Below are 15,543 nucleotides of genomic sequence, written 5' to 3' on the forward strand. Positions count from 1 at the left end.
TCAGTCTAAGCGAGGACACGCGATTCATAGACAGTTATCAATGTTTCGGTATGATCGCCGAATGACCGCGCCTCGCTCTTTCGCTCTTGCCCGCCGACTGACCGCTGAATTTATCGGCAGCGCCGGCCTCGCCGCGGTCGTCATCGGTTCCGGTATCGCCGCTCAACAGCTCTCCCCGGGCGATACGGGGCTGCAGCTTTTGGAGAATGCCCTCGCGACCGCCTTTGGACTCGGCGTGCTCATCCTCGTCTTCATGACGGTCAGCGGCGCGCACTTCAACCCAGTCGTCTCGATCGTGGATTCGCTCAGCGGGCTGCGGTCGTGGCGCGATACCGCGTTCTACATCCCGACCCAGATCATCGGATGCATCGCCGGCGCGATCCTCGCCAACCTCATGTTCGCGCAGGCTGCTGTCACGTTCAGCACGACCGTGCGCCTGACGCCAAGCCACTTTCTCAGCGAGGTCGTCGCTACCGCCGGACTCATCGTCGTGATCTTCGCCCTCGTGCGAACCGGCCGTGCGAACCTTGCGCCGATCGCTGTGGGCACGTACATCGGCGGCGCGTACTTTTTCACGAGCTCCACGAGCTTCGCCAACCCTGCCATCACCATCGGTCGGATGTTCAGCGACACGTTTGCGGGAATCGCCCCCGGCTCGGCCCCCGGCTTCATCGCGGCCCAGCTCATCGGCGCCGCGATCGGTTTCGGCCTCGTGCGGTGGGTGTTCCCCGAGCGTCGAATCGCGTAACCTCAAGCAGATAGATTCTCAATTTATGGCGATGGGGTCACGATGATCGACAACTTCAGTGTGTGGCACTTCGTCATCGTCGCGACGCTGATCCTGCCCTACGCTGCGAGCGTCTGGGCCATTATCGTCACCGCCCGTGAGACGACCCTGTCGATGTTCTTTCTGCTCGTGTGGGCGGTCGTGCTGCTCGCGATTCCCTATTTTGGGCTCATCGCATGGGTGTTCTGGTGGAACGCCGGAAAACGTAGTCGCGCGAACCGCAGTTCTTAGTCGCGCAGCGGTGATCCGACAACCTCGAAGCGGTGGCCGCCCATCTCGCCGCTCAGCAGCGGCATCGCTTCTTTGATCGCGGCCTGCACGCTCGCCAGCTGCAACGAGAGGGCGTGGGCCTCGGCCGATTCCCACAGCTCAGAAACAAACACCGTGTCGGGCTGCTCGCCGCTTACCCCAACCTCGTAACTGAGGCATCCGGCGCTATCGAGGTCTGTGCTGCGACGCGTGAGAATCGCGACGACCTCATCGCGGTGGCCGGGCTTCACTCCGAGGGTGCCTACGTTTACGAAAGTCATGATTACACTCAACGCCACTGACGCGCGACGGTCAAGCGGGCAGCCGCGAGGAGCGCCGAGGCCAGCGCACCGGCGCAGAATGAGAGCCGCAACCCTGCGCGGCCCGTTGTGCTGCGCGCGCAGTTCTGGGAAAGTTGAGCCACCACGGCGCCGCTGCCCACCCCGGTCGCGCTGTGCCTCGACAACCGCCGCCGTGGCCCGAAGGAATCCGTGAAGCTGCTCAGCACCCCCGCAACGCTTTGGCACACCCCCGAGCACTATTGGCAGACTCTCTCTGACGCCACGCACGCGCTCGATGCTCCCTATGGCGTGCTCTCGCTTGAAGCGCTCTCGCACAATGCCGCCGACATGGTTCGGCGGGCATCCGGAGTGCCGATTCGTGTCGCGAGCAAGTCAATCCGTGTTCGTGAAGTCATGGATGCCGTGCTTGAGCTTGACGATTTTCGGGGCGTTCTGGCCTACACCCTCACTGAGGCGCTGTGGCTGGCAGAGACCATCGACGATGTGGTCGTTGGCTACCCCTCGGTCGATCGCGCGGCCATCGCAGCGCTCGGCACGAGCCCGGCGCTCGCCGAACGCGTGACGCTCATGATCGACTCGGTCGAGCACCTCGACTTCGTCGACTCGGTGCTGTCGCCGCAGCACCGCGAGACCATTCGGGTGTGCATCGATGTGGATGCCTCGTTCCAGTCCCCGCTGCTCGGTCACGTCGGAGCACATCGCTCTCCCGTGCGCTCGGCGGCGCAAGCGCGCACTCTGGCCAGTACCGTAGTGCACCGTGCCGGCTTCACGCTTGTCGGAATCATGGCGTACGAAGCGCAGATCGCGGGCGTCGGCAACCGACCGCCCCATAAGGCCGCGTTCGGTCGCCTCCTCGATGTCATGCAGGCGGCATCCGCCAAAGAGCTTCGCGAGCGTCGCGGCGAAATCGTGGCGTCGGTAAGCGAGATTGCGGAGCTCGAATTCGTGAACGGCGGCGGCACCGGTTCACTCGAATCCACCGCCGAAGACACGTCGGTCACTGAGATTGCGGCCGGCAGCGGCCTGTTCGGACCGCACCTGTTCGACAACTACAGCCACTTCACGCCGGCCCCGGCGGCAGCATTCGCGCTCGCCGTCGACCGCAAATACTCGCTCGATATCGCGACGGTGCACGGTGGCGGGTGGATCGCCTCGGGCGAAGCCGGCGTCGACCGGATGCCCCAGCCCGAGTGGCCCGAAGGCCTGAAGTATGTGCCGCGCGAGGGCGCCGGCGAAGTGCAGTCACCTCTGACCGGCCCCGCCGCTGAGCACCTCGAGGTGGGGGACCGCGTCTGGTTCCGTCATTCCAAAGCCGGCGAACTGTCGGAGCACCTCAACGAATTCGCGGTCGTAGCCGATGGTCGCATCGTCGACACCGTGCCGACCTATCGCGGCGAGGGTAAAGCCTTCCTATGACGACATCGAACCGCGGCAGTGCTGCCGCCCCGCAGAACGCCGCACGATGACAACGCCCGAGTGGATGCCGCCCGCGGCTGCAAGCGCCGCGAGCACGGTTCCGGCATCCCTCCGTCCCGGCTCCGGCTGGCGCAATTGGGGTCGTTCTGAGAGCGCCCATCCTGAATTTGCGGCTCGCCCCGAGAGCGTTGACGACGTTATCGCGGCGGTGAACTTCGCGCGCGACTCAGGCGTCACGGTCAAGGCCTGGGGTGCCGGTCACAGCTTCACCTCGATTGCGGCAACCGACGGCCTGCACCTCGACGTGGGCGCGCTCGCGGGCGTGATCGCGGTCGGGGGCGCCGACGGCACGCAGCCCACTCACGTCACGCTCGGGGCCGGCGCGAACCTCCACGAACTTCCTGCGCTGCTCGAACCGCTCGGGCTCGCGCTCGCCAACATGGGCGACATCGATCGCCAGACAATTGCCGGCGCAATCTCGACCGGTACCCATGGCACGGGGGCCCGCTTCGGCGGCATCGCCACCCAAGTGCGCGGTGTCACCCTCGTGACGGCGGCGGGCGAGGTGCTGCGCGTGAACGCGAATGAGAACCCGCAGCTGCTGCCTGCCGCTGCGCTCAGCTTGGGTGCCCTCGGCATCCTTGTCGACGTCACGATCGAGTGCGTGCCGACTTTTCTGCTGCACGCGGTGGAGCGCCCCGAACCGTCCGCCGTCGTGCTCGATGAGTGGCTGCAGCGCAGTGACGAGACCGACCACTTCGAGTTCTTCGTCTGGCCGCACACCACGACGGCTCTGACCAAGAGCAACACGCGTCTGCCGGGTGATGCGCCGCGGCATCCGCTCAGCCGGTTTTCGCGTTGGTTTGATGACGAGTTCATGGCCAATGGGGTCTTTCGTGCCATCAGCGCCGCCGGCCACGCAGCGCCAGCGATTATCCCGCCGATCAACCGGCTGGCAGTGAAGCTCTCGGGCAATCGCGAGTTCACCGACGTGTCGACCAACGTCTTCGTCACCGATCGCACGGTTCGGTTTCGCGAAATGGAATATGCCCTCCCCATCGAAGCGGTGCCGGATGCCGTGCGCGCCATCCAGAAGCTGATTGCAGACAAACGCTGGAGGGTTTCGTTTCCGATCGAGGTGCGCTCGGCTGCTGCGGACTCCTTGCTGCTCTCTACCGCGTCTGGGCGCGCCACCGGATACGTCGCGGTGCACCGGTATTGGCGCGAAGACCCCGCCGAGTATTTCCGCGAGGTCGAGGCGATCATGATGGCGCATGACGGCCGACCTCACTGGGGAAAGTTGCATAACCGGCCAGCCGAATCGCTCGCGACGGCGTATCCGGGATTCAATGAGTTCTTGAGCATTCGCGACCGGCTCGATCCGGGGCGCGTATTCGCGAACGATTATCTGCGCCAAGTGTTGGGGCAGTAGCTGCCTAGGGCCGAAGTCAGGCTCACTACAAGTAGCGAGAGGGCACGATTATCAAAGCCATTGTGTGTGGAGCAGGAATTTCGGGGCTCACGGTCGCCGGTCAATTGGCCGAGCGCGGCTGGGAGGTCACGCTGCTCGAGGCTGCGCCCGAACGTCGCACGCAGGGCTACATGATCGACTTCTTCGGACCCGGCTATGACGCCGCCGAAAAGATGGGCATTCTGGAGCGTTTGCGCGAGCTGAGCTACTCGATCACCGAGGCGCGCTTTGTGCGCCCCAACGGTCGTAGCCAGTCGCTCGATTATGGAGTGGTCGCCGCCAATGAGGGTGGCAAGCTCCTGAGTCTCATGCGTCAAGACCTCGAGTTGACACTCTTCGAAGCTCTGCCCGACTCCGTCGATGTGCGGTTCGGCAGTGCGGTCACCGCGGTGGAAGATCGCACCGACTACGTCACGGCGGTATTGGCCGATGGCACGCGCATTTCGGGCGACATCGTGGTCGCGGCCGACGGCATCCATTCGGCTGTTCGTTACAGCATCTTTGGCGATTCGGCGGCGTTCGACCGTCAACTCGGCATGCACACCTGCGCCTACACGTTCGATTCACCGACGTTGCACGCCAAGCTTGGCGACAGCCTGATTTCTACTGACGAGCTGGACCGCATGGTCGGGCTTTACGGTCTGCACGACGGCCGGGTAGCGCTCTTCGCCGCGCACCGTGTCGAGGACACCGTGCTGCCCGCTAACACCCGCGAGGCCATTCAGGCCGCCTATGCGGGCATGGGCGACGACGTGGCTGAAGCGTTAGCGAAGTGCCCGGAGCCGGCCAAGATTTACTACGACCAGGTTGCACAGATCGAGTTACCGGTGTGGAGCCGCGGTCGAGTCGTCTTCGCGGGGGATGCCTGTCAGGCGGTGTCACTGCTCGCCGGGCAGGGTGCATCCTTGGCGATTGCCGGCGGGCTGCTGTTGGCCGAGAAAGTTTCGGGCGATCGCGAACCGAGTGCGGCTTTCGCCGAATACGAAGAAGAGTGGATGCCGGTGGTCGCCGATAAGCAGGCCGCTGGTCGTCGTGCCGCGAACGGCTTTCTGCCGCACACCACGTTTCAGTTGTGGAAGCGTCGCGTGGGGCTCGCGCTTCTCACGACGCCGGTCATTGGCAAGTTCGTTACGTCGTCTGTCACGGGGACAAAAGCACTGAATCAGTGAGCGATTCGCTCTCTCGTGCCCGCATTTCGCGGCAGTTGTCGACCCGTGATTGGGGGCCGCGAGCGGCTCTTTTTCTCGGTGGAGGCACAGCAGCGCGTTCTATAGTTGAAGCATGGAATTCCTGATCGTAATCGGCGTCATCGTTCTGCTCGCAGTCATTGTCGGCATCTACCTGTGGACGACGTACAACGCGCTCGTTACGCTCAACGTTCGTGTTGACGAGGCGTGGAGCGACATTACGGTGCAGCTCAAGCGTCGTGCCGATCTGCTGCCGAACCTCATCGAGGCGGTCAAGGGCTATGCAGCTCACGAAAAGGGCGTCTTCGAGTCGGTTACCAAGGCTCGCGCTGAGACGCTGAACGCTCAAGGCCCCGTCGATGCTGCCGCTGCTGAAAACCACATGCAATCGGCCCTCAAGAGCATCTTCGCGGTTGCTGAGGCGTACCCGCAGCTGCAAGCTAGCCAGAACTTCCTGCAGCTTCAGGGCGAACTTGTCGACACGGAAGACAAGATTCAGGCCAGCCGCCGCTTCTACAACGGTGGTGTGCGCGAGCTCAACACCAAGATCAAGATCTTCCCGAACACGTTGTTCGCTCGAAACCTTGGTTTCCACGAGCGCGAATTCTTCGAGGTTGCGGATGCCGCTTCCATCGCAGAGCCCCCTCGCGTTCAGTTCTAATTCTTCGTCTTTCTAACGGCGTGACCAGGATGTCTAGATGTATCGCGCGATAGCGAAAAATAAGCGCAACACTGTTCTGATCATCATTCTGTTCGTCATCCTTATTGGGTTCCTCGGCTTTGCGCTGAGCTTTCTGATGGGTGGCGATCCGATGACGATCACGATCGGCACGATCATTGGTGCGGGAGTCTTCACCCTCATCCAATACTTTGCAGCGGGCAGTCAAGCTGTCGCGATGAGTGGCGCGGTCGAGATTCAGAAGGCCGACAACCCGCGGCTGTATCGCATCGTCGAAAACCTGTCGATCACGACCGGTACGCCGATGCCAAAGGTGTACATCGTGCACGATCCGGCACCGAACGCGTTCGCTACTGGGCGGGATCCGGAGCACGCGATTGTGGCGGCAACAACCGGTCTGCTCGACATCATGACGGATGCCGAACTTGAGGGCGTCATGGCGCATGAGCTCGGTCACGTGCGCAACTACGACATCCGCGTGTCGATGATCGTGTTCGGTCTCGTCGTTGCGGTTGGTTTCATCTCGGATATCGCGCTGCGCTTCACCCTGTTCGGTGGCCGCGGCAATAACCAGAACAGCAACCCGATCATGATCGTGATCGGTTTGGCCGCTCTACTCATTTCGCCGCTGGTCGCCGCGGTCGTGCAGGCGTCTATCTCTCGTCAGCGTGAATATCTGGCCGATGCAACGGGGGCGCTCACGACGCGTCATCCGGATGCGTTGGCGAGCGCCTTGCAGAAGCTGGGCGACTACGGTCGCCCGATGGTGAAGCAGAACTCCACCATGGCTCACATGTGGATTTCTGATCCGACGAAGCCCGGCATCATGGATCGTCTGTTCAGCACTCACCCGCCGATCGCGTCGCGCGTGGAGCGGTTGAGCAAAATCGGCGGCGGTTTCTAGCTAACGCTGCAGCTCTGCCGTGCAGTGACTGTGCGGTTCGCTAACGCGCGCTGGCTGCGAGTCAGCGCTGCAGCTCGGCCTCGATGGCGGGGGAGAGGGTGCCACGGCCGGTCACGCTGATCTCGCCCATACCTTGCCAGCGTGCGATCTCGCGCAGGGTCGGCACGATTCGTTCGGCGAGGGCTCCGGTGCCTCCGGGCAGGGCGTCGAGCCCGGCTTCGTGCCAGGCGGATTGCACACGGAGCACACCCGCGTGCCGATCGGTCTTGAGGTCGATGCGGCCGACGAGCGCGTCATCCACAAGTACGGGCAGCGAGTAGTAGCCGAACTGACGTTTCGGTTCGGGCGTGTAAATCTCGATGCGGTAGTGGAACCCGAACATGCGCTCGGCACGCTTGCGGTCCCAGACCACGGGGTCGAAGGGCGAGAGCAGTGCGACGTGGTCGATGCGGCGGGGGATTCGCGCCTCCCGGTGTAGCCACGCGGGCTGGTCCCAGCCGCGTACGATCACGGGAACGAGCTCGCCAGCATCCACGAGTTCGTCGATGGCGGGGCGCACGTCGACACCTTTGAGGCGAAAGTAGTCGGCGAGGTCGGATGCCGTGCCCACGCCCAGCGCCCGTGCCGATTCAGCAACCAGGGCCCGATGCGCGTCGGCGCGGCTCACTTCGCGTTCGCGCAGCTCGGCCGGAACAACGTGTTCCGTGAGCGCGTAGGTGCGTTCGAAGCGGGTGCGGCCGGCGGTGACGACATCGCCCCAGCGGAACAGCATCTCCAGCCCTTGCTTCACATCAGACCAGCCCCACCAGGGGCCGGTGCGACGGTTGGCGTCGTGCTCAATCTCGCGGGCGGTGACGGGGCCGGTGTTGGCAAGTTCTTCACGTAGCCACTGCAGCATGGGCTGGTTGTTGCGCACCCATTCGTAGCGCTGGGCGTCGCGTTGGCGCAGCGAGTCCATCTTCCAGCGCCACAGTGGCCACGACTCGAGCGGAATGAGCGCGGCTTCGTGAGCCCAATACTCGACATACCGGCCGGGGCTGCGCGGCGTTGGCTTGCGGAACGTCAGGGCATCGAGCGCTGCTTTGTCGTAGTGCCCGAGGCGGGCGAACACTGGCTGGTAGTGACTGCGCTCGAACACGTTCACCGAGTCGAGTTGCAGCAGCCGGAGGCGGTCGAACAGCAGGTTGAGCTGGCGCGTGCCCGCGGGGCTGGCCGCGGTCGCGGTGCCGCGCCCGAAGCCCTGGGCAGCGAGCAGCACTCGGCGCGCTTGCTCTGCAGAGAGGGAATCGGCCACGCAACTGACTCTACCGAGCGGCGGCGACATCCACAGCGGCCGTGCTGAGGGAAACTCGAGACCCACTGTGTTTGTGTCGTTCACGGTTCGTTTACCCGGATGACAGGGAGCGACGCCTCCTGCTGCGTACCGTCAACTCCAGATCGTTTCGGTACCCTCTGCCCGCACACAGCGCGGGCGGCCGAGGTGGTCTTTGGAGGAAGTCTTGTTCACTAAGCGCACCCTCGCCGTCGTTGCACTCGTTGCAGCATCGGCGATCTCACTCAGTGGTTGCAGCACCACCGAGGCAGCAGCAGGCGATGTTGACGCATCGACCGCCACCACCGCCGAAGACTTTGGCGGAATGGACGCTCTTATTGCAGCCGCTCAGGCTGAGGGCGAACTCAACGTCATCGCGTTGCCCGACAACTGGGCAAACTACGGCGAGATCAAGGCTCTCTTCGAAGAGAAGTACGACATCATCGTCAACTCCGCTGACCCCGACGTTTCCAGCGCCGAAGAAATCGCTGCTGCGGACAACCTCAAGGGCCAAGACACCGCGCCTGACGTCTTCGACCTCGGAACTGCTGTTGCGCTCGACAGCCTCGACTACTTTGCTCCCTACATGGTCGCCAACTGGGATGAGATTCCCGCTGACAATAAGGAAGCAACCGGCCTCTGGTACAACGATTACACCGGCAGCATGTCGATTGGCTATGACTCCAACTCGGTTCCCGAGCCTACGAGCCTCGACGACCTGCTCAAGCCGGAGTACCGCGGCGCTGTAGCGCTGAACGGCGACCCCACGCAGGCCGGAGCCGCGTTCGCTGCTCTCGGACTCGCCACGGTTCACCGCGGCGGAACGCTCGACGACTTCACTCCCGGTATCGAGTTCTTCAACGAGCTCAACGCCGCTGGCAACTTCATCCCGGTCAACGTCACGGGAGCGACCATTGCTGCCGGCGAGACCAAGGTTGCCTTCGACTGGAGCTACAACAACCTCGCTGCGGCAGCAACGGTTGATGGCTGGAAGGTAACGACTCTTCCCGGCGCCGTCTACACGAGCTTCTACAACCAGGCCATCAGCGTGGATGCTCCGCACCCGGCTGCTGCTCGTCTCTGGCAAGAATTCCTCTACAGCCCTGAAGCGCAGAACCTCTTCATCGTCGGCGGCGCGTACCCGGTCACGATTCAGGCACTGCAGGATGCCGGAACGGTCGACACCGCAGCACTCGACGCCCTCGGCGCTCTCGAGGGTGAACTCGTCACGCCCACCCCGGAGCAGGCCGAGAAGAACGCAGAGATCCTGGCTGAAAAGTGGACTGTGGCAATCGGCTAACGCTGATTCCCTCGAGCACTCTTAGCTAATACATCGTGTCGCTAGCCACCGCGCCAGCGCCCGCTCAGGATGGTGTCGAGCTCACCGCTCGGCACCATCCTCGCGTGGCCCCGGCCAAGAAGCCGTCGAACCGACGTCGTCGCCTCGCTTATGCGGGGCTGACGCCGTTCGCGGCCTACGTTCTAATCTTTCTCGCCCTGCCGACCATCCTTGCGGTGGTCACGGGCTTCTTCTCCGACGACGGTTCGCTGACGTTCGACAACGTGACGGGGCTGTTCACCCCGACCATCCTCGCCACCTTTGGCAGTTCTTTCTGGCTCTCCGGGGTCACCGCTGTCATCGGTGCCGTCGTCGGCGCTCTCATTTGCTACGCGATGCTCGGCACCAAGGTTGGCGGCCTGCTGCGCACGATCATCGAGTCTGCAGCCAGCGTGCTCGCCCAGTTCGGCGGTGTGATGCTGGCGTTCGCCTTCATCGCGACGATCGGCGTGCAGGGTCTCGTCACGGTCATCCTGCGCGACACCTTCGGCATTGACATTTTTGCGGATGGCGTGTGGCTCTATCAGGTGCCCGGCCTCATCCTTCCCTACGTCTACTTTCAGGTTCCCCTCATGGTGATCACGTTCTTGCCCGCCCTCACGGCGCTGCGCCCGCAATGGGCTGAGGCCAGCGCCACGCTCGGCGGTAGTCGCTTCGCGTACTGGCGCCACATTGCGGCTCCCGTGCTCGCCCCGGCGTTCCTCGGCTCGCTACTGTTGCTCTTCGCCAACGCCTTCTCGTCGTTCGCCACGGCTGCCGCCCTCATCAGCCAGGGTTCGCAAATCGTGCCCCTGCAGATCCGGGCTGCCCTCGTGAGCGAAACCGTGCTCGGCCGCGAGAACATGGCGGGTGCCTTAGCGCTCGGGATGATCGTGGTCATGGTCGTCGTCATGTGGGCGTACTCGGTGCTGCAGTCCCGCACCTCGCGGTGGCAGAAGTGACCGCCGACGTGGCCGCGCCGCTGAGCTCGCGCGCGAAGACCGCGAACCAGGCCGTGCGCATCGGGGCCGAACCGAGCCCCCTCGTCCGCCGCCTCATCCTCGGCATCATCGGCGCGATCTTCCTGATCCCGATCATTGCGATGATCGAGTTCACCTTCCGCAACGGGCTGGCCGGCGACTACACGACGAGTCACTGGACGGGACTCTTCAGCGAAGACAGTGCCCGCACCTACCGCGGTCTATACCAAGCGATCGAGAACTCGCTTGTGCTCGCCGCCGTTACCGTGGGCATCGTGCTCGTGCTTCTGCTGCCGACGATGGTGCTCGTGCATCTGCAGTTTCCGCGGCTCAAGCGCACGCTCGAGTTCATCTGCATCATCCCGATCACGGTGCCCGCCATCGTGCTGGTTGTGGGGCTCGCGCCGGTCTACTCGGTGGTCGTACAAGTGCTTGGCGGCTCCACCTGGACTCTCGCCTTCGCCTACGGCATCACCGTGCTGCCGTATGCCTATCGCGCCATACAGGGCAACCTCGACGCGATCCCGGTGAAGACCCTCAGCGAAGCGGCGAACACCCTCGGCGCTGGCTGGCTGACCGTGCTGTGGACAATCTTGCTGCCCAACCTGCGTCGCGGAGTGCTCGCGGCATCCTTCATCTCGATCGCCGTTGTGTTGGGGGAGTTCACCATCGCGAGCCTGCTCAACCGCCGCAACCTGCAAACCGCGCTGCTGCAGGTGTCACAGTCCGACCCGTGGGTAGCCGTGATTTTCGCGCTCGCCGCCCTTGTTCTCGCTTTCGTCTTGCTGCTGATCATTGGCCGCCTTGGCACAGCTTCGCCCTCTAGGAGAAAATCATGACCGCCACGTTTACCCTGACGGGCCCCACGCCAACGTCCGATCCTGCCAACACCGCACCGCCCACGGGAGCGACGGTTCAACTCAGCGCGGTCGTCAAGGCCTTCGCCGGGCACACCGCCCTCAACAGCATCGATCTCGAAGTCGCCCCCGGCGAACTCGTGGCCCTGCTCGGCCCCTCGGGCTGCGGCAAGACAACAGCGCTCCGCACGATCTCGGGGCTCGAGAGCATCGACAGTGGTGGCATCCTGATTGACGGTGTGGATGTCGCGGACACTCCCACCAACAAGCGCGACATCGGAATGGTCTTTCAGGCCTACTCGCTCTTCCCGCACATGACGGTGCTCGAGAACGTGGAATTCGGTCTCAAAATGCGCAAGGTCGCCGCCGCTCGCCGCCGCGAACGTGCCCTCGAAACCTTGGAGATGGTCGGCCTCACGAAGCACAGCGAACGCTTCGCTCACCAGCTCTCGGGCGGTCAGCAGCAACGCGTAGCTCTCGCCCGCGCCCTGGTCACACGCCCCCGCGTACTTCTGCTCGATGAGCCGCTCAGCGCCCTCGATGCCAAGGTGCGAGTGCAACTGCGCGAAGAGATCCGTCGTCTGCAAACAGAACTCGGGATCACGACCGTCTTCGTCACGCACGACCAAGAAGAGGCGCTTGCGGTGGCCGATCGTGTCGCCGTCATGCGCGACGGTCGCATCGAGCAAATCGGCACGCCAGAAGAGCTCTACGCGACCCCCGCCAACGCTTTCGTCGCCGACTTCGTTGGCCTCAGTAACCGGATGCCCGCCGAGCTGATCGACGGCAAGGTGCACCTCCACGGCTGCACCCTTGACCTTCTCGGCGATCCCATGCCCGACGGCCCCGTCCTGGCGCTCGTTCGCCCGGAGGACATCGCCCTCTCCACCGAGGGCATCGCCGGCACGGTTATCTCGTCGAGCTTCTTGGGCTCCCTGCGCCGCACGCGCGTGCGACTCGACGACGGCACCGTCGTCGCGATCCAGCACGAAGTGGAACGGCATCCGCTGCCCGGTGAAGCTGTCACAGTGCGCCTGAAGGGTGCCCCGGTGAGCGCGCTACCGCCCAAGGCGAAGAAATAGCGGCCAGCGCTCGTGGCATTTCCAGCGCATCAAGTGCACACTCCAGCACAACTAAGATAGGCACGTGGTATTCGGTCGACGGGATAAATCAAACAGTCGGGTCCAGTCACGCGCCAGCACAACAGACGCCGCTGAGGTTCCCGCCGGGCTTTCGATAGCTGCTGCCTACTCGTGGCGCATGCTCGTGGTTCTCGGTGTGGTTGCCGTGCTGATCTACCTGGTGATCACCCTCAAGTACATCGTGATCCCGTTCCTGATCGCGATCCTGATCGGGGCGCTGCTCGTTCCCGTGGTCGGCTTCTTAGTGCGGATGAAATGGCCACGCTGGCTTGCCGTCACCGTTGTACTCGTCGCCTTTTTCGCTGTCGTCAGTGGCCTCGTCGTGGTCGTCGTTGGCCAAGTGCGCGCGGGATTGCCCTCACTGCAGATTCAGTCGGCGGCCGCCTACGAGAACCTGCGGGAGTTCTTGCGCAGTTCTCCGCTGCAGCTCAGCGATGCCGACCTTGACGGCTACCTCTCTGAGATCGTGGATGTCGTGCAGCGGGATTCCGAAGCCCTTGTCTCGGGCATCCTCTCGGTGGGTTCCACCGCTGGTCATGTTCTGACCGGCGCGCTGTTGAGTCTGTTCGCCACGATCTTCGTGCTGATCGACGGCAAGGGCATTTGGGCCTGGACCGTTCGACTGTTCCCACGCCGCGCGCGCACCGCGGTCGATGGCGCGGGTGTTGCCGGCTGGCTCACCCTGACGACCTTCGTCAAGGTGCAAATCTTCGTTGCCGCCGTTGACGCCGTCGGAATCGGTGTTGGTGCCTGGATCCTCGGGTTGTTCTACGGCGGCTTCCCGCTGGTCATCCCCATCGCCGTCGCAGTGTTTTTGGGATCGTTTATCCCCGTCGTCGGTGCTCTGGTTACCGGCGCGCTCGCGATCTTCATCGCGCTCGTCTTCTTGGGCCCGCTCCCCGCCGTCATCATGTTGGGAATCGTCTTGCTGGTGCAGCAGCTTGAGGGCCACATTTTGCAGCCCCTCGTGATGGGGCAGGCCGTGAAGGTTCATCCGCTCGCTGTCGTCTTTGCGGTGGCCGCCGGGTCCTTCGTGGCGGGCATCCCCGGTGCACTCTTTGCGGTGCCTCTCGTCGCTGTCGTCAATGTCATGACCAAATACATCGCCAGTGGCAACTGGCGAGTTCAGGGTCGCCCTACGATCTCGGATGTGCTCGGAAATGGTAAATAACCGGATGCCCGGCCCCACGCTCGCTGACTACGAAGCAGCACGCGTTCGGGTGGCCGAAGTGGCCGATGTCACCCCCATGCAGACCTCGCGTTTTCTCGCGGAAATCTTAGGTTCCTCGGTCTTCCTGAAGTGCGAAAACCTTCAGCGCACGGGCTCGTTTAAGCTGCGCGGTGCGTACAACCGTCTTGCCGGTCTCACCGCCGAAGAGAAAGCGCGGGGAGTGGTGGCCGCCTCGGCGGGAAACCATGCTCAGGGCGTCGCTTTTGCGGCTCGTGAGCTGGGCATCAAGTCGACCATCTTCATGCCCGTAGGCGTGCCCCTGCCCAAGCTGCAGGCCACGCGGGACTACGGGGCTGAGGTCATTTTGCGCGGCCACACGGTCGAGGAGCCGCTGCGCGCGGCCGCTCGCTTCGCTGAAGAAACTGGCGCTGTGCTGATTCATCCCTTCGATCACGAAGACGTGGTGGCTGGCCAAGGCACTCTGGCGCTCGAAGTGTTTGATCAGGTACCGCAGGTCGACACCATCATTGTGCCGATCGGTGGCGGCGGACTCGTTTCCGGGGTAGCCGGCGCGATCAAGCAGCGTGCCCGTCTCGAAGGGCGCAACGTGCGCGTCATTGGTGTCCAGGCCGCCAACGCCTCCGCCTACCGTCCTTCGCTCGACAAGGGTGAAATTGTCGAAGTTCGAACCACCCCCACGATCGCTGACGGTATCGCCGTCAGCCGCCCCGGCGTGCTCAACTTCAGCATGGTCCGTGATCTTGTGGATGAAGTCATCACGGTCTCCGACGACCAGATCGCCTACGCGGTGCTCGTTCTTCTCGAGCGTGCCAAGCAGGTCGTAGAGCCTGCCGGTGCCGTCGGAGTCGCCGCTATCCTCGCGGGTGCTATCGCTCCGAGCGGCAACACTGTCGTGGTGCTCAGCGGCGGCAATATCGACCCCATGATGATGGAACGCATCATCAGTCACGGCCTTTCGGCATCCGAACGCTACCTGCGTCTGCGCATTCCGCTGCCTGACCGCCCCGGTCAGCTCGCGCGTATCTCAGCCCTCGTGGCGGAGGCGAGCGCCAACGTTGTCGAGGTGCTGCACTCGCGGCACAACAGCAAAGTGCAGTTCAGCCAAGTTCAGCTCGAACTGCACATTGAGACCCGAGGCCCCGAGCACGCGGAGTCAGTACTCGCGCGGCTCAGGGACGAAGGGTTTGACCCTCAGGTCGACTTCTAGCCAGGCTAGATAGTTAGCCGGAGTAGGTCGCGATCTTAATGATCTTGACGGTGATTTCTTTGCCGTTGGGCGCGGTGTACTTCTTGGTTTGCCCGACCTTGAGACCGTTGATGGCTAGGCCAAGGGGGCTCTTCTCGCTGTACACGTCGAGATCGCTGTCTTCGGCAACGATCTCACGGCTGCCGAGCAAGAAGGTGCTCTCTTCGCCCATAATCTCGGCCGTAACCAAGATTCCGGGCTCCACGAGGCCATCGTCGTCGGTGACATCGCCTACGACGGCGTGACGAAGAAGCTGCGTGAGAACGCGGATGCGGGCCTCAATCTTGCCCTGCTCTTCCTTGGCAGCGTGGTAGCCACCGTTCTCCTTGAGGTCGCCCTCTTCGCGCGCGGCCTCAATCTTCTTCGCGATTTCATACCGTGCTTCGCCGGTGAGTTGTTCCAGTTCGGCGGTGCGACGATCGAACGCCTCCTGGGTCAACCATGTGACGTCGTTATCTGCAGCCACTGTGTTTCTCCCTATACAAAAGAGAAACCGGCCGA

At 63.4% G+C, this 15,543-nt stretch carries 16 protein-coding genes; 13 read left to right on the forward strand and 3 right to left on the reverse strand.

The features are described 5' to 3' along the window. The first annotated feature begins 61 nt into the window (after positions 1 to 61). Together ESZ53_RS13200 and ESZ53_RS13205 are read left to right on the forward strand one after the other, a co-directional pair. Positions 62 to 748: an MIP/aquaporin family protein gene (locus tag ESZ53_RS13200; protein WP_129073247.1), complete on the forward strand. Its 687-nt coding sequence runs from the start codon at positions 62 to 64 to the stop codon at positions 746 to 748. 42 nt (positions 749 to 790) lie between these two features. Continuing rightward, entirely contained in the window at positions 791 to 1,018 is a 228-nt protein-coding gene (locus tag ESZ53_RS13205; RefSeq protein ID WP_129073248.1) for a hypothetical protein, read from the forward strand. Here ESZ53_RS13205 and ESZ53_RS13210 read toward each other — a convergent pair. Further along, complete coding sequence (locus ESZ53_RS13210; protein ID WP_129073249.1) at positions 1,015 to 1,317, reverse strand: putative quinol monooxygenase; 303 nt, start codon at positions 1,315 to 1,317, stop codon at positions 1,015 to 1,017. The genes ESZ53_RS13205 and ESZ53_RS13210 overlap by 4 nt on opposite strands. 210 nt (positions 1,318 to 1,527) lie before the next feature. Here ESZ53_RS13210 and ESZ53_RS13215 point away from each other — a divergent pair, with 210 nt between their 5' ends. The 5 genes from ESZ53_RS13215 (at position 1,528) to ESZ53_RS13235 (ending at position 6,995) form a co-directional block, all read left to right on the forward strand. Beyond that, entirely contained in the window at positions 1,528 to 2,754 is a 1,227-nt protein-coding gene (locus ESZ53_RS13215; RefSeq protein ID WP_129073250.1) for an amino acid deaminase/aldolase, read from the forward strand. Positions 2,755 to 2,800: 46 nt separating this feature from the next. Beyond that, complete coding sequence (locus ESZ53_RS13220) at positions 2,801 to 4,186, forward strand: D-arabinono-1,4-lactone oxidase (protein ID WP_129073251.1); 1,386 nt, start codon at positions 2,801 to 2,803, stop codon at positions 4,184 to 4,186. A gap of 62 nt (positions 4,187 to 4,248) precedes the next feature. After that, positions 4,249 to 5,394, forward strand: coding sequence for an FAD-dependent monooxygenase (locus ESZ53_RS13225; RefSeq protein WP_129073252.1), 1,146 nt, complete (start codon positions 4,249 to 4,251; stop codon positions 5,392 to 5,394). Positions 5,395 to 5,506: 112 nt separating this feature from the next. Beyond that, positions 5,507 to 6,073 (forward strand): LemA family protein, encoded by a 567-nt coding sequence (locus ESZ53_RS13230; RefSeq protein ID WP_129073253.1) that lies wholly within the window; start codon positions 5,507 to 5,509, stop codon positions 6,071 to 6,073. A gap of 37 nt (positions 6,074 to 6,110) precedes the next feature. Then, positions 6,111 to 6,995: a M48 family metalloprotease gene (locus ESZ53_RS13235; RefSeq protein WP_129073254.1), complete on the forward strand. Its 885-nt coding sequence runs from the start codon at positions 6,111 to 6,113 to the stop codon at positions 6,993 to 6,995. A 61-nt stretch (positions 6,996 to 7,056) separates the two neighbouring features. Here ESZ53_RS13235 and ESZ53_RS13240 read toward each other — a convergent pair whose 3' ends face one another. Further along, positions 7,057 to 8,289, reverse strand: coding sequence for a winged helix-turn-helix domain-containing protein (locus tag ESZ53_RS13240; protein WP_210403806.1), 1,233 nt, complete (start codon positions 8,287 to 8,289; stop codon positions 7,057 to 7,059). Positions 8,290 to 8,494: 205 nt separating this feature from the next. Between ESZ53_RS13240 and ESZ53_RS13245 the strand changes: the two genes are divergently transcribed. The 6 genes from ESZ53_RS13245 (at position 8,495) to ilvA (ending at position 15,003) form a co-directional block, all read left to right on the forward strand. Then, the gene (locus tag ESZ53_RS13245; protein ID WP_129073255.1) at positions 8,495 to 9,607 is read left to right on the forward strand and encodes an ABC transporter substrate-binding protein; all 1,113 of its coding nucleotides are present in this window, start codon (positions 8,495 to 8,497) and stop codon (positions 9,605 to 9,607) included. A 35-nt stretch (positions 9,608 to 9,642) separates the two neighbouring features. Further along, positions 9,643 to 10,587, forward strand: a complete 945-nt coding sequence (locus ESZ53_RS13250; RefSeq protein WP_129073256.1) for an ABC transporter permease subunit — start codon at positions 9,643 to 9,645, stop codon at positions 10,585 to 10,587. Beyond that, positions 10,584 to 11,444: an ABC transporter permease gene (locus ESZ53_RS13255; RefSeq protein WP_371683537.1), complete on the forward strand. Its 861-nt coding sequence runs from the start codon at positions 10,584 to 10,586 to the stop codon at positions 11,442 to 11,444. The genes ESZ53_RS13250 and ESZ53_RS13255 overlap by 4 nt, the downstream gene beginning before the upstream one ends. Next, positions 11,441 to 12,544, forward strand: coding sequence for an ABC transporter ATP-binding protein (locus ESZ53_RS13260; protein ID WP_210403807.1), 1,104 nt, complete (start codon positions 11,441 to 11,443; stop codon positions 12,542 to 12,544). The genes ESZ53_RS13255 and ESZ53_RS13260 overlap by 4 nt, the downstream gene beginning before the upstream one ends. Before the next feature lie 64 nt (positions 12,545 to 12,608). Further along, positions 12,609 to 13,775 (forward strand): AI-2E family transporter, encoded by a 1,167-nt coding sequence (locus tag ESZ53_RS13265; protein WP_129073257.1) that lies wholly within the window; start codon positions 12,609 to 12,611, stop codon positions 13,773 to 13,775. Further along, positions 13,765 to 15,003 carry a threonine ammonia-lyase gene (ilvA, locus tag ESZ53_RS13270; protein WP_246837324.1) on the forward strand — a complete coding sequence of 413 codons (1,239 nt, stop codon included), beginning with the start codon at positions 13,765 to 13,767 and terminating at the stop codon, positions 15,001 to 15,003. Before ESZ53_RS13265 ends, ilvA begins: the two co-directional genes overlap by 11 nt. Positions 15,004 to 15,016: 13 nt before the next feature. On the opposite strand, the gene greA is transcribed toward ilvA, so the two are convergent. After that, positions 15,017 to 15,508 carry a transcription elongation factor GreA gene (gene greA / locus ESZ53_RS13275; protein WP_129073258.1) on the reverse strand — a complete coding sequence of 164 codons (492 nt, stop codon included), beginning with the start codon at positions 15,506 to 15,508 and terminating at the stop codon, positions 15,017 to 15,019. Positions 15,509 to 15,543: the final 35 nt, after the last annotated feature.

This window comes from Salinibacterium sp. UTAS2018 (assembly GCF_004118935.1).
In the GTDB taxonomy this organism is placed as follows: domain Bacteria; phylum Actinomycetota; class Actinomycetes; order Actinomycetales; family Microbacteriaceae; genus Rhodoglobus.